Consider the following 21,601-nt stretch of genomic DNA (forward strand, 5'->3'; position numbering starts at 1 on the left):
CTGGACGCCTGCTATAGTCAGGCAGAGTGGAAAGGCAATCGTTGCTGGTAAAAAACAATCTATTCTGGAGTTTGGTTATGCGAATCATTGCGCCCCTTGTGTGCACATTTCTGTTCTCCCTGGCTTTGCCATCGCTGTCCTTTGCCGCTGCAAATTGCGAAAACGCGGGCAGTGCAAATGCCGCCAAAAACTGTGTGAAATATAACAACAATCAAAATGGCAATGCCGGCAAAGGTAATTGCAATGGGAATGGCAATTGCGGCGACAAAGCCAAGGACAAGGCCAAAGACTATGATGATGATCACGCGGTCAATTGCATGGACATCAATAACCTCACCCTGCGCCGTCAATGCCTTGATAAGCGCAGAGATTGAATGACGAATGCCGTGAGTGCGGTTCTCCCGGCGAACGAATCTGTTCGCCCTTGCCCTGCAGCCTCACCACAAACCCCAGGTTGGCGCTGTTCCAAAGTGCTCCACGGCCTTCACGGCAAAGCACTGACGGTGGCAGAAAACGACCTAGATCACAGCGGCAATTAGGGGGATCCTCTCGCTCGCCCGCAGGTTCTGTCACAGGCTGGGAGTCAGGGTAAGCCTGCGTTGGCTGAAAATTGAATTGCCGGAGTTGTTATGCGTTGTTTTGAACTGATTTTTCATAAAAACCGTGACTACACTGAGCCGAGTACATCGCTTGTGCCAGGAGGGGGCGGTCATGCTTGATTACTTCGCGTTAGGCCTATTGTTCTTTGTCGGTCTGGTCCTGTTCTACGGAATCATCGCGCTACACGACATTCCTTATGAAATTTCCGTACACCGCAATCACCCGCATCAGGACGCTATCCATGCAACCGGTTGGGTCAGTTTGTTCACCCTGCATGCGCTTTGGCCATTTCTATGGATCTGGGCGATGGCGTACCGGGAAGACCGGGGCTGGGGATTTGGTGATGGCAAGTCACCGCAAGTTCATGTCGCTCATCTGGAGCAGCAGGTTGCCGACCTGCAAAGTCGTATAGAACGGCTGGAAGGGGCTGCCGGCACCGCACGGGACAAACCCGCGTCAGACAATCGCGGTGAGGGAATCTAAGCCATGGATCTTCTGCTCGTTTTGACCTATGCGGCCATCTGCGTCGCCATCTTCAAGATTTTTCGCATACCGCTCAACAAATGGACGGTCCCTACCGCCGTGCTCGGTGGGATTCTGATTGTGGGTGCATTGATTTTCACGATGAACTACAACCATCCGTACTCCGAGGTTGCGCGCACTTACTTCGTCTCCGTGCCGGTGGTTCCAGTGGTCACTGGCATGGTGATCGACGTGCCGGTCAAGGGTAACGAGCCTCTCGAAAAAGGCGATGTGCTGTTTCGTATCGACCCTGCCCCGTTCGAGTACCGGGTCAGGTCCATCAAGGCACAGTTGGTCTCGGCAAAAGCTGATCGTGCTCGAATCACTGAACTGATCAAGCGCAACTTCGGTACCCAACGTGAACTGGATGTCGTCGTTGCTCGATCCGACGACTTGCAGGCCCAGCTGGAAAATGCTCAGTATGAACTGGACAACACCACCGTTCGCGCGCCTAGCAAGGGCTTCGTGACCCATGTTTCCTTGCGTCCGGGAATAATGGCTACCAAGTTCCCCTTGCGTCCGACCATGGTGTTCATTCCGGAAGAGGGGCATTACTTTGCCGCGTGGATGCGTCAAAACAGCCTGTTGCGCTTGTCGGTCGGCGATGAAGCGGAAGTGGCCTTCGACGGCATTCCCGGCAAGGTGTTCGAGGGACGGGTCAAGAGCGTCATTTCCGTCATCGGAGAAGGACAAATACAGCCTTCCGGAACGCTGATCAGCTTCACCGGCTCACCGCCGGCAGGCCGGGTACCGGTCACTATTGAAATCACCGACCCTGACTATGCCCAATACAGCAGCCAGATGCCCGGCGGCGCTTATGGGCAGGCGGCGATCTACAGCCAGCACTTCCACCATATCGCCATGATGCGAAAAATTCTGCTGCGCATGGCTGCATGGATGAACTACATCTTTCCATTCCATTAAGAAACGGCTGACGCCCTCTGCAATAGGGGGCGTCACCCCTCCTCTGTCTGCCCCCGGACTGACTATATTTTTAGTTTCAGTGACTACACGCCACCGTTCAGGTGACGCGTGGTCAGTTGAATTGTGCGTAAAAGGAGTTGAAGCACCTCATGAGTCAACAACGTAGCAATCAGGAAGATCAGCTTTCAGGACTACCCCCCCGACGGGTCGTGAGCCGCCTGCTACCGGAGTGGATGGGTCACTATCGACGAACCTGGTTCAAAGGCGATGTCATCGCGGGGCTGACCGCCGCAGCCGTGGTCATTCCCAAGGCACTGGCGTACGCCACCATTGCAGGCCTGCCGGTGCAGGTTGGTCTCTACACCGTATTGGTACCGATGGCGATCTACGCCGTGCTCGGCAGTTCACGCCCGCTCAGCGTCAGTACCACCACAACGCTTGCCATCCTGGTCGCCTCCGCACTGGGGCAGATCAGCCCGTCCGGCGATACGGCGACTCTGTTAGTTGCCTCGGCCACATTGGCCTTTATGGTTGGCGCCATACTGGTCGTGGCAGGAATGATGCGCCTCGGTTTTGTTGCCAATTTCATTTCAGAACCGGTACTGGTGGGCTTCAAAGCCGGCATCGGGATTGTCATCGTGCTCGACCAGCTACCCAAATTGCTGGGCATCCACTTCGAAAAAGGCGGTTTTTTGCACAACGTGCTCGCCACCTTTCAGGGGCTGGGGCACACCTCATTGCCGACCGTGGCAGTCGGTGTGTTCATGGTGCTGATTCTGATCGGCATGAAGCACTTTACCCCGCGATTGCCGGCGCCGCTGATTGCGGTAGCGCTCGGCATCGTCGGCATGAGTGTGCTCAATCTGGAGCAATTGGGTGTGTCGGCCGTGGGGATTGTTCCCATCGGATTGCCCGCGTTGACGCTACCCGATTGGTCGATAGTGTCCGAACTCTGGCCGTTGGCCATGGGCATTGCGCTCATGAGTTTTACCGAAACCATCGCGGCGGGACGAGCATTTGCCCGCAGTGATGAACCGGCACTGCAACCCAACCGTGAGTTGGTGGCGACAGGCCTTGCCAACCTGGGTGGTGCGTTTCTTGGGGCCATGGCCGCCGGGGGTGGGACCACCCAAACGGCCGTCAATCGCCTGGCCGGTGCGCAATCACAACTGGCGGGGTTGATCACTGCCGGGCTGGCACTGGGGACGTGCCTGCTGATCGCACCGTTCATTGGTTTGATGCCCAATGCCACGCTCGCCGCCGTGGTGATTGTGTATTCGATAAGCCTGATCCAGCCTTCGGAATTTCGCGACATTCTATCGGTGCGCCGCACCGAGTTTATCTGGGCGATTGTGGCAATGGTCGGGGTCATGTTGCTCGGCACGTTGCAGGGTATCGTCGTGGCGATCATTGTGTCGTTGCTGGCGCTGGCCTACCAGGTCTCGGACCCGCCCGTACACATACTGGGGCGCAAACCCGGCACCAACATCTATCGCCCGCCATCCGTCGAGACTGACGACGATGAGCACTTTGAGGGGCTGTTGCTACTGCGGCCTGAAGGTCGCGTCTTCTTTGCCAATGCCGAACGTCTGGGGTCGAAAATTCGGACGATGATTGTAGAGGCAGAGCCCAGTGTTGTGATTCTCGATTTGCGCAGTGTTTTCGATCTGGAATACACAGCGTTGAAAATGCTCACGGCGGCGGAACAGCGCTTGCGAGAAAAGGGCATCTCGTTGTGGCTGGTGGGCATGAGCCCAAGCGTTTCCACGATGGTTATCCATGCGCCGTTGGGCCGCGCACTGGGCAACAGACGAATGTTCCTCAATCTGGAGCAGGCCGTTGCGCATTATCAAAGGCAGCACCGATATCAACAGTGATTTTCACACGCGGCCCGGCAGTCGGGTGACTTGCGTCATCTTGCGCTTGGGAAATTGAACTACCCTTTACTCGCAAGTCGTAGCGGTAATTGGCAGCCGGTACGCACCGTATTCAAAGCCACCCTGAGGTTGAAGTATTACGATGAAAAAACATGATCGTGAAATAGCCGACTCCGCGGACAAAAAAACCGACGGGCTTAGCCGCAAAGACTACGAAGCCCAACTGAAGACCCTGCACGTCGAGCTAGTCAAATTGCAGCAGTGGGTTGTAGCCACCGGGGCCAAGGTGGTGGTGGTTTTCGAAGGCCGCGATGGCGCTGGCAAGGGCGGCACCATCAAGGCACTGACCGAGCGCGTCAGCCCGCGGGTGTTTCGTGTGGTGGCCTTGCCGGCACCGTCCGAGCGAGAAAAAAGCCAGATGTACCTGCAGCGCTACATGCCGCATTTTCCGGCGGCCGGCGAGGTCGTGATCTTCGACCGCAGCTGGTACAACCGCGCGGGCGTCGAGCGAGTCATGGGGTTTTGCGACGAGGAGCAGGTGACCAGCTTTTTGGCGATAACGCCGTTGTTCGAACGTCTTATGGTCCACTCCGGCGTGCTGCTGTTCAAGTACTGGCTGGAAGTCAGCCCGCAAGAGCAGTCCCGGCGGCTCAAGGAACGCATCACCGACGGGCGCAAGATCTGGAAACTGTCGCCAATGGACATCAAATCCTACAACCGCTGGGACGACTACACGCGCGCCCGAGACGATATGTTCGAAGCCACCGACAGCGAATGGGCACCCTGGTATGTCGCCCGCTCCGAAGACAAGAAGTCTGTACGGCTGAACGTGCTGACTCACTTGCTGGAGAACATTCCCTACAAAAAAATCAAGCAAGAAAAAGTCGTTCTGCCCAAACGTAAAATCGGCGGTTACAAGGCCGCCAACTACCCGTTCAAATACATCGCTGAACCCTACTGAGGGTTCAGCTCGATGCGACGGCCTATTCCTCGGATTGGGCCGCTTTTGCGGTTTCTTCAATGGCCCGAATACTGATTGCCGCAAAGATCGCCGTCATCAGCACGCCGTTGAAACCGAGCGCGACTGAAAGGATACGCGAGAGGGCCGTTTTCGGTACCAGGTCGCCATAACCGATGGTCAAGCCGGTCACGAACCCGAAGTAGATACCGTCAAACGGCCCCCACCCTTCCAGTTGGCCGATGATGATTCCGAACAGCACAATCGTAAACAACAGGATGGAGAATATCGGCCAGACTACAAGGAAGTAAAACCACACTGTTTTGTAAAACTCTCTGCGGACGTGCTTTGCAAAAGAACGTTTCATGTCATGAGTTTCCTGAGGTTTACGTTGGCGACAGTTGATTGCGTGGGTACCGACACCTGACAGCTTGGCACAAGTGTGAAAAAAGGAGATTTCGATGGCCGACTCAAGCAAAAAAATGAACCTCATGGGGCTCACCACGCTGGTGATGGTCAACATGATGGGGTCGGGCATCATCATGCTGCCGACGAGCATGGCTCAACTTGGGGCCATTTCATTGCTGTCATGGATCGTCACGGCCGTGGGCTCCATGGCGATTGCTTACTGCTTTTCGCAGTGCGGCATTTACTGTCAGCGCTCCGGCGGGTTGTCCGCCTACACCGAAGAGGCGCATGGCAAATCAGGATTCTTCCTCTGCTCCTATCTGTACTTCCTGTCGCTGGCCATTGCCAACGTCGCCGTCGCCATCTCCGCCGTGGGTTACATGACCTCGTTCCTGCCTTGGCTGGGCAGCGGCGCAATTCCCCTGTTCATCGGTACGGTGGGCCTGCTGTGGTTTACCACCGTGGCCAACTTCGGCGGCCCCGGCATCACCGGCAAGATCGGGGCAATTACCGTCTGGGGAGTGATCATCCCGGTGGCGGGCCTGAGCATTATTGGCTGGTTCTGGTTCAAGTCTGATGTCCTGGTTTCCGCCTGGAACCCGAACAACCTCACCAACTCCGAAGCGATCAGCAAGGCAATTCCGCTGACCCTCTGGGCTTTTCTGGGCATGGAGTCCGCGGCCCAAGCCTCCGATGCAGTGGAGAATCCCAAGCGCACCGTACCGCTCGCCTGCCTGTTCGGCACACTGGGCGCGGCCGTGGTCTATGTGCTGTCGACGACCGTCATCCAGGGCATCATCCCCAATGCCGAACTGGCCAACGCTTCGGCGCCCTTCGCACTTGTCTACGCGCAAATGTTCAATCCCATGGTCGGCAATATCATCATGGCGCTGGCAGTGATGGCGTGTGTCGGGTCGCTGTTGGGGTGGCAGTTCACGCTGGCGCAAACGGCGAAGATGACGGCCGACCAAGGGATGTTTCCGAAACTGTTCAGCAAGGTCAACTCTCGCAATGCCCCCCTCATGGGCATGCTCGCCTGTGGTGTGTTGCAGACACTGATGGCCTTGTCGACCATTTCACCCAATGCAAGCGCCCAGTTTGGCAAACTGGTCAATCTTGCCGCCGTGACCAACCTGATCCCCTATGTGACGGCGCTGACCGGGCTGCTGGTCATGATGTACAAGGCCTCGGTGCCGTCGAAGGTCTACCTGCGTAATACCCCTGCGTTGCTGATCGCGGTCGCCTATTCGTTGTACGCCCTGCATGCCTGTGGCAAGGACGCCGTGTTTGGCGGCGCCCTTGTCCTGGTGTTCGGCTACCCGCTCTACGGCGTGCTCGCCAAGCGCTTTGCCGTTGTGTCGGCAACCGCTCAAGCCAAGGCCGACAATCCATAGGCGTGGTTTTCTGGACAGCACTGATATCTGCACACGGGGAATCGGGACATGAACGTACAACGAACCAAAACCACCGCACGCCTGTTTGCCTGCCTGCTGCTGATGGTGCCGCTTTTGGCCGGTGCCAACACCCTTGAACGCGTGCGTTCGAGCAATACCTTGACCCTCGGCTACCTGCCGGATTTCGCCCCTTTCAGCTTCAAAGAAGGTGACAAGGTCCAGGGGTATGCGATCGGTCTTTGCGAGAAAATTGCCGACAAGGTCAAGGCCGAGCTGGGGCTGCCCGACTTGCAGGTGCGTTACCAGGCCGTCACCGCCGCTGATGAGATCAGTGCCGTCAGTTCGGGCAAGGTCGACATCCTCTGCACGCCGACACCGCGGACACTTGAGCGACGCAAGTCAGTGAGCTACTCGGTGCCGATTTACACGGCCGGCCTCTCGGTGGTGGTGCACCAGGATGCCCCGGCACCGCTGCTGGATGTGCTCAACGGCAAAGTCGCCCATACCGGACCGACCTGGCGTGCAACCGTGAACCATGGGCTGACCAACCAGACCTATGTCACCACGAAGGGCGGCGTGACCGAGGCGTGGATACGCCAGCAGATGCGCTTGCTCGGCGTGGTCGCCACATTGATCACGGTCGACACCACCGCCGCTGGCCTGGAATTGGTCGCCGAAGGTAAAGCGGATGCCATGTTCAGCGAACGGATGTTGCTCAGGAACCTCCTCGACAGCCATTACCCCACCGGCAATCTGCTCCTGTTGCAACGAATTTTCGAGTACGCCCCGACGGCCATGGCGGTGCCGCGTGAAGATGAAGATTTCCGTCTGCTGGTCGACACCACGCTGAGTGAAATGTACCGATCCGGCGAGATTGAACAGGCGTACGACAAGTACCTGGGAGGCGCCAGCGACACGACCAAAAAGTTGTTCAAGGTCTATGCCCTGCCCTAGCGCCGGCAAACTCATACGGTGAAGGCCAGCGAATAAATCTGGCGAAAAGACCTGCAAAAAAAAACAGGAGCGCGGCAAGCCGGGCTCCTGTTTTTTTGTGCCTGGGCCTGGTGCGTCAGCAGCACTTGGGCCCGGCCTTGCTGCCGTATCGAGCTTCCTGGCGTTCCCGGAAGAACACCTCGTAACTCATCACCGGTTTGTCCGGATGCTTATTCTGCATGTGCTCGACGTAGGTGTCGTAATCGGGCATTCCCACCATCAGGCGTGCGGCCTGACCGAGGTATTTACCGAGGCGACTCAGGTCATTGAACATGCGGAATGGCCTGGAATGGCGCTTCTTTATCCGTGCGCTCCTTGGTACCCCAGGCGGCGATACCGACCTTGAGGGCAAAGAACAGAATGCTGAAGACCACGAACAGAAACAGCGCCGTCAGCGTTGCGTTGGTGTAGGCGTTGTAGATCACATGCTGCATCTGATCAATGCTCTTCGCTGGCGCCAGCACCTGACCGTTGGCCAGTGCATCGCTGTACTTCTTGGCCAGGGCCAGGAAACCAATGGCCGGGTTGGCGTCGAACAGTTTGATGAAGCCCGCGGTCACCGTGCAGATCAGCAGCCAGACTGCCGGCAGCATGGTGACCCACACATAACGCTGGCGCTTCATCTTGATCAGCACAACGGTCGCCAACATCAGCGCGATACCGGCCAGCATCTGGTTGGAGATGCCGAACAGTGGCCACAAGGTGTTGATGCCGCCCAATGGGTCGATTACGCCTTGGTAAAGCAAGTAACCCCACATCGCCACACAACCGGCGGTGGCGATCAGGTTGGCGGTCCAGGAATCGGTGCGCTTCAGCGCCGGCACGAAGGAGCCGAGCAAATCCTGGAGCATGAAACGACCGGCACGGGTACCAGCGTCGACAGCGGTCAGGATGAACAGCGCTTCAAACAAGATCGCGAAGTGGTACCAGAACGCCATAGTGTTTTCACCCGGCAGGACGTGGTGCAGGATCTGCGCGATACCGACCGCCAGGGTCGGCGCGCCGCCGGCACGGGCCAGGATAGTGGTTTCGCCGATGTCCTTGGCCACCGCTTGCAGGGCTTCCGGTGTAATGGCAAAGCCCCAGCTGCTGACGGTTTGAGCGACCGAAACAGCATCAGAGCCGACAAGCGCCGCCGGACTGTTCATCGCAAAGTACACGCCCGGCTCGATCACCGAGGCAGCAACCATCGCCATGATGGCCACGAACGATTCCATCAGCATGCCGCCGTAACCGATGTAACGGGCATGACCTTCACTGGCCAACAGCTTCGGCGTGGTGCCGGAAGCGATCAGCGCATGGAAACCCGAGACCGCGCCACAGGCGATGGTGATGAACAGGAACGGGAACAGACCGCCCTTCCACACCGGACCTGTACCATCGATGAACTGGGTCAGTGCCGGCATTTTCAGATCGGGCATGGTCACCAGAATGCCGATGGCCAAGGCGACAATGGTGCCGATTTTCAGGAAGGTCGACAGATAGTCACGCGGGGCCAGAATCAGCCATACCGGCAACACCGCCGCGACAAAACCGTAGCCAATCAACATCCAGGTGATCTGAATCCCGGTGAAGGTGAAGGCCTTGGCCCAGACCGGATCAGCAGCAATCTGCCCGCCGAGCCAGATCGAACCCAGCAGCAACAGCACGCCGACCACTGAGATTTCACCGATACGGCCCGGGCGGATGTAGCGCATGTAAATGCCCATGAACATCGCAATCGGGATGGTCGCCATGACCGTGAAAATGCCCCATGGGCTCTCGGCCAAGGCCTTGACCACGATCAGGGCCAGCACCGCGAGGATGATGATCATGATCAGGAAGCAGCCAAACAGCGCGATGGTGCCGGGGATGCGGCCCATCTCTTCACGGACCATGTCACCGAGGGAACGACCGTTACGGCGAGTGGACAGGAACAGGACCATGAAGTCCTGAACGGCACCGGCCAGCACCACGCCGGCGATCAGCCACAGCGTACCGGGCAGGTAGCCCATCTGCGCTGCCAACACCGGCCCGACCAGAGGCCCTGCGCCGGCAATGGCTGCGAAGTGGTGACCGAACAGTACGTGTTTATTGGTCGGCACGAAGTCCAGGCCATCGTTATTGATGACCGCGGGCGTGGCACGATTGGGGTCCAGTTGCATCACCTTGGTGGCGATGAACAGGCTGTAATAGCGGTAGGCAACGAGGTAGATGGCGACGGCTGCGACTACGATCCAGAGGGCGTTTATCGCTTCGCCGCGGCGCAGGGCCACGACACTTAGCGCAAACGCTCCCAGAACAGCCACGGCAAACCAGGCGAGGTGTTTAGCCAGACGGGGCATAGCGTGTCTCCTGCCGACAGCCAGTGGACTGCGGCGGTAATTTTTATAATTGTGTCCGCGGTGCGGAGCTGGCCCAATATCCCCGCAAGCCGTCTACAAATAAATCCGCGTTACTACGTACGAGCTGTCTACGTAGTTCTACGTAGACAGAGTTGATCCCCTGTGGGAGCGAGACCGGCTTGCCGGCGAAGGCGGTGAATCAGACGACATGGATGTTGAATGACAGATGGCATTCGCGAGCAGGCTCGCTCCCACAGGTTTTGGCCTATGATGCCGGGCCTTTGCTTTCCCTCGGTCAGGAGCCAGGATGCAGCTCAAACACAAAATCGTCGCGCTCGGGATTCTGCCGCTGGTGTTGGCCATCGCGGTGATCTGCGCGCTGGTGATTTCGCTCAACCGACAACTGGGCGATCAACAGGCGCAGTTGATCGAAGACAGTATTCTGGCCAGCAAGCGTGCCGAACTTAAGAACTACGTCGAAATGGCGCAAAGCCTGATCGCGCCGCTGTACGACGACGGCCACGGTGACGCGCACGCCCAGCAGCAAGTCCTGGAAGAACTGCGCAAGCTCAGCTTCGGCATCAATGGCTACTTCTTCGTCTATGACCGCGAAGGCCGCAGCCTGATGCACGCGCGCCAGACCGAACTGGTGGGCAAGTACCTGTGGGACATGAAAGACCCACACGGCTTGCCGGTGATTCAGGCACTGCTCAAAAGTGCGCAATCAGGCGAAGGCTTTCAACGCTATGCCTGGAACAAACCCTCCTCCGGCCAGGTAACCGACAAGCTCGCCTACGTGGTGATGTTGGACCATTGGGGCTGGATGCTCGGCACCGGCATATACCTTGAGGACGTTGAACGCGCCACCCAACAGGCGCGTGACGAAGTGGCTCAGGGCATCCGCAAAACCATGTTGGCGATTGCCGTCGTGGCGCTTGTGGCCGTGCTGTTTGTGTTTGCCAGCGGCATGACGCTGAACGTCAGTGAGCATCGCCTGGCGGATAAAAAGCTGCAGCGCCTGACGCAGCGTATCGTCAGCTTGCAAGAAGAAGAGCGGTCACGGGTGTCCCGTGAGTTGCACGATGGCATTAGCCAGTTGCTGGTGTCGATCAAGTTTCGCTTCGAACTGGCCAGCCATCTGCTGGAAAATGAACAAGGACATGACAAAGGGTTGAGCACGTTAAAGGACGCCACCGAACGCCTGGGCGAAGCCATTGGCGAGGTCCGCAGCCTCTCGCACGACCTGCGTTCCTCGTTGCTCGACACCTTGGGTCTGCCAGCGGCCATCGGCCAACTCGCCGCCGAATTCGAGCAACGCAGCGGTCTCAAAGTGACGTATGACGACAATGAATTCGACTGTCACCTGGTCGATGGCGCGGCGGTCGCGCTGTTCCGGATTGTGCAAGAAGGCCTGACCAATATCGAACGCCACGCTCAAGCCAAAAACGTTTCCATTACCCTGCACGGCGCTGAAGAATCAGTACGACTGAGCGTGGTGGATGACGGTATCGGTTTCAACGTCGCCCAGGTCGAACGTCGCCATGCGGGCATAGGCCTGCGTAACATCCGTGAACGTGTCGAGCATTTTGGCGGACGTTTCGAGCTGATATCGATGCCGGGCAGAAGTGAACTGGACGTGCAACTGCCAATGAAAGCGCCCGCAGCGAAACGCTGACTAACCCCTTTACAACAAGAGTGAACACCCGCGATGAACCTGCCCTACCCGATCCGCGTCGCCCTGGTCGACGATCACTCCCTGGTCCGTGACGGGATCAAAGCGCTGTTGGCGGTCATGGCACCCCTGGAAGTGGTGGGCGAAGCCGAAAGCGGTGCGCAGGCGATCGAGATGGTCGGGCGCTGCCAGCCGGATTTGTTGCTGGTCGACATCAGCTTGCGAGACATGAATGGCCTGGAACTGACGCGTGTGTTACGCAGCCAGTACCCGTCGCTGAAGGTGCTGGTGCTGAGCATGTACGACAATAACGAATACGTGAGCGAATCCGTTCGTGCCGGTGCCAGCGGCTATGTGCTGAAAAATTCTCCGTCGCGGGAAATCATTGCGGCCATCGAAGCCATTGCCAGCGGCGGCACGTTCTACAGCGCCGAAATCGCCCAGCGGCTAATCGCCGATAAAAGCACGGACAACGAGCTGACACCGCGCGAGAGCCAAGTGTTGTACAAAATGGCGCAGGGCCTCAACAACAAGGAAATGGCCCGAGAACTGGACATCAGCGTGCGGACGGTCGAGACCCATCGCCTGAGCATCCGCCGCAAACTCAATATCGACAAACCGGCGGCACTGGTCAAATACGCGATCGATCACGGGATTATTTCGCGGTAAGAAAAAAACGCCGACCGCTCGACAATTCTCTCGGCCGTCTATGCTCCAGTAATCTTTCTTGGCTGGACACAGCGCAATGCCTTCAGGTCTATACCTTAAGTTGCAGCCAGGCCGTCTCTTTCTGCTGGGATCGCTGGCCCTGAGCGGTTGTATTCAGCTGGGACCGAACTTCCAGCCGCCGGCTGAGGAGTGGATCAAGACATGGGACACCCCTGCCCTCGAACAATCCAGCCAACGCGGGCCTAATCCGGATCTGCGGCAGTGGTGGCAAATCTTCCACGACCCGGTTCTCAACAAACTGATTGCACAAGCGGATGCTTACAACTCCAGCCTTAAAATTGCCGGTTTGCGCGTCATGGAGTCCCGCGCCCAACTGGGCATAACGCAAGCCGGGCTGTACCCGCAATTTCAGCAAGTCAGCACTGACAATTTGTACATTGACCGTCACCAATATGGTGGCAACAATCCGCAGGACACCAATTTGTGGCAACACAGTGCCGCGTTTGATATCGCCTGGGAGCTCGACTTCTGGGGGCGTTTCAGTCGCGCCATCGAGTCGGCCGATGCAGCTTATTTTTCCGCCCAGGCCAACTATGAAGACGTCCTGGTATTGGTGCGTTCCCAGGTGGCGGACACCTATTATTTGTTGCGCACCACAGACGCCCGTTTGCGTGTCGCGCGTGAAAACGCCGCTCAGCAAAAGCGCAATTTCGAGATCACCGAAAAACTGTTCAACAGCGGGCAGGATGCCGAACTCGATCTGCAACAGGCCAAAACCCAATACTTGGGCACGTTGGCCACTATTCCCGCCCTCCTGGACCAGTTGCAACGCACGCGTAACGCCTTGGCCGTGCTGATCGGGCAACCGCCTGGCAGCCTGCCACAGGTGATCGATAACGACACCCTGGTCCCGCTGGTCGATCGCGCCGTGCTGCAAGATGTACCGTCCAACCTGCTGCTGCGCCGGCCTGACGTACGCGCCGCCGAACTCAACGTCGCCGCCCAAGGTGCGCTGGTCGGCGTGGCCGAAACCGATTTCTATCCGTCGCTGACGCTGCTCGGTAGCATTGTCTGGTCGGCGGACTCTCTCAATGGCACCTCCAGCAGCCTGGACCTGATCGGTGGTCCCAGTCTGCGCTGGAATGTGTTCGATCACGGGCAGATTGCCAACAACGTGCGCGTCCAGGACGCGCGGTTGCAGCAGTTGATCGAAGCCTACCGCGATAAAGTTCGCCAGGCCGCTCGCGAAGCCGATGATGCGGCCAACGGCCTGATCCAGTCACTGGAGAGCGAACGCATCCTGCGCGAAGCCGGAGGGGCTGCCGAACGTTCGCTGGTGCTGGCCAGCGTGCAATTCCGGGAAGGTTACGCCGACTTCCAACGGGTGCTGGACGCTCAACGCGCGTTGCTCGATCAACAGGACAATTACCTGCTCGCACGCGGTAACGCGGTCAGCAATGTCATCGCCCTGTACAAGGCCTTGGGCGGTGGTTGGTACACCGCCCAGCCGTATGTGGACTCGGCTACCCGCCATGTGATGGAAGAACGCACAGACTGGGGCAACATGCTTGACGATCCCGCCGCCGCACTGCCCGCTTACCCGCTGCCAGACCAAGGAAAATAGCCATGAGTGAAGCCTCGCAGCCCTCCCCCGACGCCTCCGAACCGGAAGCGGCCGATCCGGTGAAAAAAGGCATCAAGTGGGTGTTGATACTGATCATCCTGAGCCTGGTCTGGTACTTGTTGGCCGACCGGTTCACGCCGTATACGCAACAAGCGCGTGTGGGCGCATTCGTCATTCCGGTGGCGTCGGAAGTCGCGGGCAAGGTGATCCGGGTGAACGTACACAATAATCAGATCGTCAAGGCCGGTGACGTGCTCTTCGAGGTGGACCCGGCGCCCTATCAGATTGCCGTCGATCGCGCCCGCGCCGACCTTGAGACAGCACGCCGGCAATTAGGGGCCAGCACCGCGGGGATTGCCTCGGCGCAAGCGGCATTGCGCGTCGCCCAGGCCAATGAAACCAAGGCACGTCAGGAGAATCAGCGCCTCGAAGGGTTGTATCGTGAAGACCCGGGGACCATCTCCGTGCGCGTGCTCGAAATGTCACGCACCACCCGCGATGCGGCAGTCAGTCAAACCGCAGCTGCCCGCGCCGAAGTAGAACGTGCCAAGGAAACGGAAGGCGGCGGCGAAGAGGTCAACGCAAAGTTGCGTAGCGCCGCCACTGCCCTGTCAAAAGCCGAACTGGACCTGGCCAACACGCAAACACGAGCGCGTTCGGCAGGCCTGATCACCGACCTGCGCACCGATGTCGGGCAATTCGCCTCGGCTGGCGGCCCGGTCATGACCCTGATCACTATTCAGGACATCTGGATCACTGCTGACATGACCGAGAACAACCTCGGTCATATCAAGCCAGAAACACCGGTGTCCATTGTGCTCGATTCGATGCCGGGCGAAGTCTTCGACGGCCACGTACGCAGTGTCGGTTATGGCATCAGCGTCGGGCAGCCGGCCCCACCCGGCACCCTGCCTGGCATACAAAACAGCCGGGACTGGCTGCGACCAGCGCAACGGTTCCCGGTGATCATTGAGTTTTCCCAAGAGTCTTTGAGCGCACTGCTTGGCAGTGGTGGTATTCGTGCCGGTGGGCAAGCTGAAGTCATGGCCTTCCCCTCAGAAGGCAATCTGCTCAACCCGCTTGGCCGGGCCTATTTAGGCCTGATGAGCTGGCTGTCTTATGCCTACTAAACGTTCCCCTCGGGAGCAACGTGCCTTACGGCTGGCCAGTGGCACGGCACTGTGCCTGGCCATCAGTTTCGGCCTGGCTTTGCCAATACCGTTTCTCGCGCCCGTGCTGTGCCTGATACTCCTGGCCTCGGTCAATCGCCCGTTGCCCTTCAAGGCGGCGATCGTTCTCGCGCTGGTCGCGATGCTGACCACTGGTATCGGCCTGCTCTTGATCCCGATCCTGCGTTACTACCCGTTGACCGGCGTGCTGCTGGTCACTGTCAGCCTGTTCATGGTCTTCCGGTGGGGGCTCAGTGGCGGCAATAACCTGATCGTGACCTTGCTGGTGATGGGCCTGACCATGATCTCGTCGGCAGGCGTTGCCGAGTTCGACGCGGCGGCAATGGTCATTGGGGCGCTGGTCAAGGGTTTGTTAATGGCGGTGATGGTGATTGCGATCAGTCATTGGCTTTTCCCCGAGCCTGCCAATGCGCCGGCGCCGCCCGCTGCCCCACCGCCGGTGGGCGAAGAAGCCAGCCGGATTGCGTTGCGTGCAACCTTGATTGTCTTGCCGACGTTCCTGCTGGCAATGATCGACCCGGCGAGCTATCTGCCGATTATCCTGAAGGCGGTCGGCCTGGGTCAGCAATGCAACACGACCAGCGCCCGCAATGCCGGTCGCGAGCTGGTCGGCGCCACCTTGCTCGGCGGCTTGTTGGCCATTGTGTTCTGGTGCGCACTGAGCCTGTTTGTGCACCTGTGGATGTTCTTCCTGTGGACGCTGCTGTTTGGCCTGATACTGGCGCGCAAGCTGTATGCGCTGAGCCCGAGCCGGTTTGGCCCGGGGTTATGGCTCAACACCTTTATCACGTTGATCATCCTGCTGGGCCAGTCAGTGCAGGACAGCGCTTTGGGCAAAGATGTCTACACAGCCTTCGCCGTGCGCATGGGGCTGTTTATGGCGGTCACGCTGTATGCCTGCGTGATGGTCCGACTGCTGGACCGGCAACCCCAGGTACAGACTCAGGGCGTAACCTGATACCCCTTCCCTTGCAGGCAACTGGTGTAGGCCGTCGAGGTAGTGGCAGCGCTGGTTTTTTCATCAGCCCGGCGTTCCTGGCGCTGACGCGAGCCACCGACCACGACACCTGCCGCTGCCGCCCCTTTAGCTTGATTCTGCCGATACTCCTGCTTCACTTCGTCGTTAGCGCCCTCGTAAAACTCGTCATGCTGACGCCCGCGTGCGTCGGCTGCGACCGCCCCTGCCGCAGCGCCGACCGCCGCCCCACGCATTCTTCCCCCGGAAGGAGAAGTGTCAGTCGAAGCCGCCTGACTGGCTGCCACGCTATGGCATTCATTGATGTCCAACTGGGTTTGTTGCGAACTCTGGCCTTTGGTCGGCACCACGGTTTCAGCCCAGACTTGGGCAGATGACACCGATAACGCAACGCACAGGCTGATGGAAGACAACTTATGCATGATGACCTCCTGCGCGACACCCCGTGAGCCGTTGCCCACCGATCCCGCGGTTAATTAAGCATTTAGAAGTGTAGATCAACCATCACCGGCCTCAGGGCCACTAATGTCGGCTGCGCCAAGTCAACATGAAACTTTTCGATCGTTTTGTCCTGATGACCTAACCTCATAGGCTGAGTGACCAAAAACGGAGCGAGCACGCCTATGCGTCATACATTGATGTCAGTGTTTTTCGTCGCGCTCGCGCTGCTGGTACAAAGTGGCGCAGCGCTGTCCGCTGCTGAACCGACGCCGTCTTCAATCATTGCCTCAGAAGCTCCGCCAGTTGTGGTGTCCCGTAGTGAACTGCAAGACCTGCAAATGCGGCTGGACTTGATTAAACAACAGGTTTCAGTGGCCAATAACGTCACCCTGATGGTCGGCCTGCAAGATTCCGTTCAGGTGTTTATCAAGGACGTGGACACCCTGCAGTCATCGCTGCTGCCCGAACAAAAACAATTACAAGCTCAACTTGATGTATTGAGCGGCCCCGTCTCTCTCGGCGATGTCGCGGTAGAGAAATCGGACATCACCACGCAGAGGACCGATATTTCCGAGCAAAAGAAAACGATCGACGCCACCTTGAAGAACCTGGCGGCCTTAAGAGCCAGCGCCGTCGAATTGCTGACTCAAATTGCCGCCATTCGGCGCAGCCTGCTGGAAAGCGAAGTCACGCTACGTAGCGGCAGCATCCTGGCGCGGGATTTTTGGGAGCCGTTGATCAATCCGCTGATGGAAGATCGCCTGCGCCTCAAGGATTTCATTGAACAGACCAGCAGAGTCGTCGCGGCCGCCTGGCAACCCGGCAAACGTCTGTCTACGGGCCTGCTGATAGTGCTGGCCGTGGCCATCTGGATCTGGGGCCGTAGAGTGGCTGATCAGGGGCTGACCTGGATTTGCATACATCGCCTGCCTGTAGGGCGCTTGCGTCGAAGCGCGCTGGCGCTGGCGTCGGTATTTGCCACCGTGTTGACCACTGCCTTTGCGTTGCATTTGGTGTTTTATGCGCTCACGCGACAACAGCCGTTGTCGCCCATGATGCAGACCTTCGCCGAGGAATTCGAAAAAGTCGTTTATACCTGCGTGATGATCACCGGGTTGAGCCGGGCAATGCTGGCGAACCAGCACCCTTCCTGGCGGCTACCGGATATCGCCGATTCCGTCGCCGAGGCGATGAACCCCTTCCCCAAAATATTGGCCGGTACCCTGCTGGCATTAGTAACGGTGGCGCAAATCACCAATGTCACGGGCATGAGCGGCCCCGCCGTGCTGTTGGGACGAGGCTTGATCGCATTGGTGGTCACGGCGCTGCTCATCCTGTTGTTCCGCCGTGCCAGTCACGCTCAAAGAGAGGTGGTGGCCGCCGGCGATGCCTCTGAAGAGAGTAGCACCCTGGCCGGTCTGATTTACTCCGGCACGATTATCGCGCTGATTACCTCCATCTTCGCCCTGTTGATCGGCTACGTCTCCCTGGCAAGGTTCATCACCTACGAAATGGTCTGGACATTCATCGTCCTGTCCGGCTTCTACATCCTGATTCAGTTGCTCAAAGACTGTTGCGAGTACTTGTTTTCACCCAAGAGCCCCAGCGGCAAGGCGATGAAACAACTGTTGGGGATTGGCGATGTGCGGCTTGAGCAAGCCGAAATCATCTTGTCCGGGGCCGGTCGTGCAGCGTTGTTACTGTTGGCCGTCATTTCACTGTTTGTCGGTGGCGTTGGCACGACGCTCGGGCAACTGGTCACCCAGGCGTTGTCCATTCTCGGCGGCGACGGCTTGCGCAAACTGAACATCATCCCGGGTCACTTACTCAATGCAATCCTGGCCCTGTTTATTGGTATCTACCTGATTCGGGCGCTTTGCCGCTGGCTCGATGACGAGTTCCTGCCGAAAACCAACATGGACCCTGGCATGTGTGCCTCGCTGAGCACACTGTTCGCCAACGTCGGCTACATCTTGGTGATTCTGCTGACGCTGTCATCGTTGGGTATCGAATGGACGAACCTGGCGTGGATTGTCAGTGCCCTGTCGGTCGGTATCGGTTTTGGTTTGCAGGAAATCGTCAAGAACTTCGTCTCCGGCCTGATCCTGTTGACCGAGCGTCCGGTCAAGGTGGGCGACCTGATCAGCATAAGCGGCGTCGAAGGTGATATCCGCCGCATCAACGTCAGGGCCACGGAAATACAACTCAGCGACCGCTCGATTGTCATCGTCCCCAACTCCCAGCTGATCTCGCAGAACCTGCGTAACGTGACCCTGGGCGGCAGTGCGCAAGGGGTCGCGACACTTGAACTGGTGTTCCCGCTGGACATCGACCCTGAGCAGGTAAAAGACTTGCTGTACGACTGCTACCAGGCAAACGAAAACATCCTCGATAAACCGGCGGCGTTTGTGCGATTCAGCAAACTCAGCCCGGACGGAATCATCTTGACCATCACCGGTTACGTCAGCAGCCCGAGAATTGTCGGCGTCACGAAAAGCGACCTGCTGTTCGAGATATTGAAGCGCCTGGGTGCGGCAGGCATTGCACTGGCCAAACCGGGAACCTAGTCCTGAAGGACGAAGCCCGGTATTCACCGTAATACTGTTCATTTAAGGAGCGACACAATTCTGTAGCAGCTGGCGCAGCCTGCGTCCGACTGCGTCGCAGTCGGACGCAGTCGGACGCAGGCTGCTACAAGGTTCGCCCGGTATTCACCGGGCTTCTTTTGGGCAGGTCTAGTGGATCAGCGTGCTGTTGTAGTCTCCCTCCAATCCCTCCAGATGACTTTTGTATCGACTCAGCAATCGCGACAGTGCGGTCTGGTTGTACTCAAGATTCTTCAAAGTTTCGAGGTGTATTGAAAAGCTTCGCCACACCCCTGACACCCTGAGGATTTCTTCACCGGCTATTCGGCGCCGGCGACTGATTTCCACAACGGCAGTGATATCGGACAGCACATTTTCCGCACCCCGAAGTTCATGGTTGAGCCCCTCTATGCGCCGGGCAATCGTTTGAATCTCCAGTTCAAGATTGCTTCGCGAAGTCGCGAGCTGGCTGTACTTGATGCCGTCGCAAACAACTCCCAGCACCTTACGCACCCGTTCAATGCCCTGTTTGACTGCCTCTTTTTTCGGGTTTTCCATGTCCAGGCTGTTTAAGGCTTCGCCATCCGGAATGTAGTTCTTGTACATGTCCGTCAAATTGAATTCGCGAATCACGTCCTGCGCTTTGACCAGCGCGTCACGCTGTTCCGTACACGTCGCTTTGTTGAGGTTGTGATCATTGAGCTGGGCCAGAACCCTGGCCTTTCGCGCGCGTGCCACTTCGAGTGGTCCATCCGCGCGCTCACCGATTTCGATTTTGTAAAGGCTATGCACGGCGCTCTTCAGGAGCCTGGACCGAGCGACAAATTTCGCCTCGATTCTGTCCAGCATCGCCGCGATATTGCCGTTGACGTTCAACAGTTCGTCGGTCACCAACGCGCGATCCTGCGACGTCAGATCATGGCGTTCCAAGGCGTCGTTCAATTCATCAAGAACTTCAAACCATTGCTGGCCCGACGCGTTGTTCAATGCGGTCAGCAACACCGCAAAGGATTCGCGCAGGGTGGTATCGAGGTTATTCAAATACGCAACCACCTGCTGCGCCCGTTCTTGCAGCACATCCGGTCGGTCGCTGCGAAAGTTCGCCAGTCTGGACACGTCGCGAAGGGTTTGAATGATGTTGATTACATCAATGACCGGAATAACCGGGGCGTCGATTGGCGTCACATTGCTCATGGCCATAGTCCTTTTGTCCGGTGGGCAATCAGTTGTAGGTTTTTTTGTATTCTTCAAGGGCTTCATTAAAAATCGCCACCAGCTCACTGGCGCTATTTTTGACGTCACGCCACGGATCGATCACCTGCGCAAATTCGGCCACAAACGAGGTCAGGCGCAAGGCGTTGTTGATGCGGCCAAACTGTTCGGCCGACGCGTCGATCTTGCTCAGAATGGTTTGCCACATCGTGTTCAGGATGTTCAGGGCCGCTTCAGCGCCGGCCATGCGAATGCCGATATCACCAAAGTTCGAAAGGAAACTTTCTACGGCACTTTGCAAATTTTCTTTGCCGCTGACGGCAAACTCCAGCGCATCAATCTCGGTCTTCAATGCATTGCGCTCTTTGCGCGCGGTTTCCGCGTTGGGGCCAAATATCGAACCTGAAATCGGCCAGAAAATCGGCAGGCCACCCGAGAACGACATACCGACGTAATAGTCGTAGTCCTTGTCGAGCTGGACAACTCTGGCCTTCTTTTCACGAAGGGCTTCTTTGCTGCTGGTGATGGACTGGAGCAAACTGTTTCGCTCCATCAAGTCGTATTTGCTCTTCACTTCGGGCTGCAACCCGAAGACGCGTTTGCCGCTCGCCAGTTCTCCGCCCGACAGCTCAATCTTGAAGTTGGACAGGCGATCTTTCAGCTCTTTCGTTGCCCCTTGCTGGCGTTTGATATCGACCTTCATCAACTCGATGATCTCCGTCACGGCTGACGCCACCTCACCGTCATCTGAGGTATAGCGGATACCTTCCAGTTCATTGTTGCTCATGTGACCCAGCGTGGTTCTGACGCGGTCCATGATCGGCATTTCCTTGATGACGGAAATGATTTCGCTGCCACTGCTGACGATGTTGTTGGCCGCGCAATTCAAATCGATACTTTGCTGGACGATCCTGTTTTCCACCGCATCCCAACTGGCGGCGTGAATCCTGATTTTCTTGAACAACACCTGAATGTCGTTGGGTTCCAGCCCAGCGATGTCTACCTGGCTGTACTTAAGATAGGACTCCACTTCCGGTAACTCGCCAGGCAGCGCGAGGCCTTGCTTTACGTACTGCTTTATTTTAATTACGTCTTCTTTGGTAAATACGCCGGCGTTGCGAGCGACGCCGGGAAACTCCCCTGAAATAAGCTGAAGTACCGCTTTTGGAAGGTCATTACTACTTCCTGATTCAATCAACCGCACAGTCATTGGGTTCGCCTCAGTTCATTCA

General features: G+C 57.7%; 19 protein-coding genes. 13 read left to right on the forward strand and 6 right to left on the reverse strand.

Features of this window, described 5'->3' with window-relative positions; genetic code table 11:
* The first annotated feature begins 77 nt into the window (after positions 1–77).
* The 5 genes from ACWGZX_RS29795 to ppk2 all read left to right on the forward strand — a co-directional run bounded on the left by ACWGZX_RS29795 (position 78) and on the right by ppk2 (position 4,884).
* On the forward strand, positions 78–374 hold the full coding sequence (locus ACWGZX_RS29795; protein ID WP_223513824.1) for a hypothetical protein: 297 nt from the start codon (positions 78–80) through the stop codon (positions 372–374).
* Positions 375–711: 337 nt separating this feature from the next.
* Positions 712–1,083, forward strand: a complete 372-nt coding sequence (locus ACWGZX_RS29800; protein ID WP_223513820.1) for a DUF3302 domain-containing protein — start codon at positions 712–714, stop codon at positions 1,081–1,083.
* 3 nt (positions 1,084–1,086) lie between these two features.
* Positions 1,087–2,046, forward strand: a complete 960-nt coding sequence (locus ACWGZX_RS29805) for an HlyD family secretion protein (RefSeq protein ID WP_452626612.1) — start codon at positions 1,087–1,089, stop codon at positions 2,044–2,046.
* Positions 2,047–2,195: 149 nt separating this feature from the next.
* Entirely contained in the window at positions 2,196–3,923 is a 1,728-nt protein-coding gene (locus ACWGZX_RS29810) for a SulP family inorganic anion transporter (RefSeq protein WP_452626613.1), read from the forward strand.
* A 142-nt stretch (positions 3,924–4,065) separates the two neighbouring features.
* Complete coding sequence (gene ppk2 / locus ACWGZX_RS29815) at positions 4,066–4,884, forward strand: polyphosphate kinase 2 (RefSeq protein WP_452626614.1); 819 nt, start codon at positions 4,066–4,068, stop codon at positions 4,882–4,884.
* Positions 4,885–4,906: 22 nt separating this feature from the next.
* Here ppk2 and ACWGZX_RS29820 read toward each other — a convergent pair whose 3' ends face one another.
* Positions 4,907–5,248, reverse strand: a complete 342-nt coding sequence (locus ACWGZX_RS29820) for a potassium channel family protein (RefSeq protein ID WP_452626615.1) — start codon at positions 5,246–5,248, stop codon at positions 4,907–4,909.
* 94 nt (positions 5,249–5,342) lie between these two features.
* Here ACWGZX_RS29820 and potE point away from each other — a divergent pair, with 94 nt between their 5' ends.
* Positions 5,343–6,683, forward strand: coding sequence for a putrescine-ornithine antiporter (gene potE / locus ACWGZX_RS29825; protein WP_452626616.1), 1,341 nt, complete (start codon positions 5,343–5,345; stop codon positions 6,681–6,683).
* A 48-nt stretch (positions 6,684–6,731) separates the two neighbouring features.
* Positions 6,732–7,637, forward strand: coding sequence for an amino acid ABC transporter substrate-binding protein (locus tag ACWGZX_RS29830; protein WP_452626617.1), 906 nt, complete (start codon positions 6,732–6,734; stop codon positions 7,635–7,637).
* Positions 7,638–7,752: 115 nt separating this feature from the next.
* Here the strand turns inward: ACWGZX_RS29830 and ACWGZX_RS29835 are convergent, their stop codons facing one another.
* On the reverse strand, positions 7,753–7,950 hold the full coding sequence (locus tag ACWGZX_RS29835; RefSeq protein WP_007949127.1) for a YbdD/YjiX family protein: 198 nt from the start codon (positions 7,948–7,950) through the stop codon (positions 7,753–7,755).
* Complete coding sequence (locus ACWGZX_RS29840) at positions 7,940–10,000, reverse strand: carbon starvation CstA family protein (RefSeq protein ID WP_452626618.1); 2,061 nt, start codon at positions 9,998–10,000, stop codon at positions 7,940–7,942. The genes ACWGZX_RS29835 and ACWGZX_RS29840 overlap by 11 nt, the downstream gene beginning before the upstream one ends.
* A 307-nt stretch (positions 10,001–10,307) precedes the next feature.
* Here ACWGZX_RS29840 and ACWGZX_RS29845 point away from each other — a divergent pair, with 307 nt between their 5' ends.
* The 5 genes from ACWGZX_RS29845 to ACWGZX_RS29865 all read left to right on the forward strand — a co-directional run bounded on the left by ACWGZX_RS29845 (position 10,308) and on the right by ACWGZX_RS29865 (position 16,113).
* Positions 10,308–11,675, forward strand: coding sequence for a cache domain-containing protein (locus tag ACWGZX_RS29845; protein WP_223513775.1), 1,368 nt, complete (start codon positions 10,308–10,310; stop codon positions 11,673–11,675).
* A gap of 33 nt (positions 11,676–11,708) precedes the next feature.
* Complete coding sequence (locus ACWGZX_RS29850) at positions 11,709–12,341, forward strand: response regulator (protein WP_452626619.1); 633 nt, start codon at positions 11,709–11,711, stop codon at positions 12,339–12,341.
* Positions 12,342–12,417: 76 nt separating this feature from the next.
* Complete coding sequence (locus tag ACWGZX_RS29855; RefSeq protein WP_452626620.1) at positions 12,418–13,965, forward strand: efflux transporter outer membrane subunit; 1,548 nt, start codon at positions 12,418–12,420, stop codon at positions 13,963–13,965.
* 2 nt (positions 13,966–13,967) lie between these two features.
* Positions 13,968–15,095 (forward strand): HlyD family secretion protein, encoded by a 1,128-nt coding sequence (locus ACWGZX_RS29860; protein WP_452626621.1) that lies wholly within the window; start codon positions 13,968–13,970, stop codon positions 15,093–15,095.
* Positions 15,085–16,113, forward strand: a complete 1,029-nt coding sequence (locus tag ACWGZX_RS29865; RefSeq protein ID WP_452626622.1) for a DUF2955 domain-containing protein — start codon at positions 15,085–15,087, stop codon at positions 16,111–16,113. Before ACWGZX_RS29860 ends, ACWGZX_RS29865 begins: the two co-directional genes overlap by 11 nt.
* On the opposite strand, the gene ACWGZX_RS29870 is transcribed toward ACWGZX_RS29865, so the two are convergent.
* A complete protein-coding gene (locus ACWGZX_RS29870; RefSeq protein ID WP_452626623.1) occupies positions 16,098–16,553 on the reverse strand; it encodes a hypothetical protein in 456 nt (151 codons plus the stop codon). The two genes, ACWGZX_RS29865 and ACWGZX_RS29870, sit on opposite strands and share 16 nt — an antisense overlap.
* Before the next feature lie 201 nt (positions 16,554–16,754).
* Between ACWGZX_RS29870 and ACWGZX_RS29875 the strand changes: the two genes are divergently transcribed.
* Complete coding sequence (locus ACWGZX_RS29875) at positions 16,755–19,139, forward strand: DUF3772 domain-containing protein (protein WP_452626624.1); 2,385 nt, start codon at positions 16,755–16,757, stop codon at positions 19,137–19,139.
* Positions 19,140–19,307: 168 nt separating this feature from the next.
* Here ACWGZX_RS29875 and ACWGZX_RS29880 read toward each other — a convergent pair whose 3' ends face one another.
* Both ACWGZX_RS29880 and ACWGZX_RS29885 read right to left on the reverse strand, forming a co-directional pair.
* On the reverse strand, positions 19,308–20,417 hold the full coding sequence (locus ACWGZX_RS29880) for an alpha-xenorhabdolysin family binary toxin subunit B (RefSeq protein ID WP_452626625.1): 1,110 nt from the start codon (positions 20,415–20,417) through the stop codon (positions 19,308–19,310).
* Positions 20,380–21,579, reverse strand: a complete 1,200-nt coding sequence (locus ACWGZX_RS29885; RefSeq protein ID WP_452626626.1) for an alpha-xenorhabdolysin family binary toxin subunit A — start codon at positions 21,577–21,579, stop codon at positions 20,380–20,382. Before ACWGZX_RS29885 ends, ACWGZX_RS29880 begins: the two co-directional genes overlap by 38 nt.
* Positions 21,580–21,601: the final 22 nt, after the last annotated feature.

Source organism: Pseudomonas sp. CLCA07 (genome assembly GCF_053615335.1).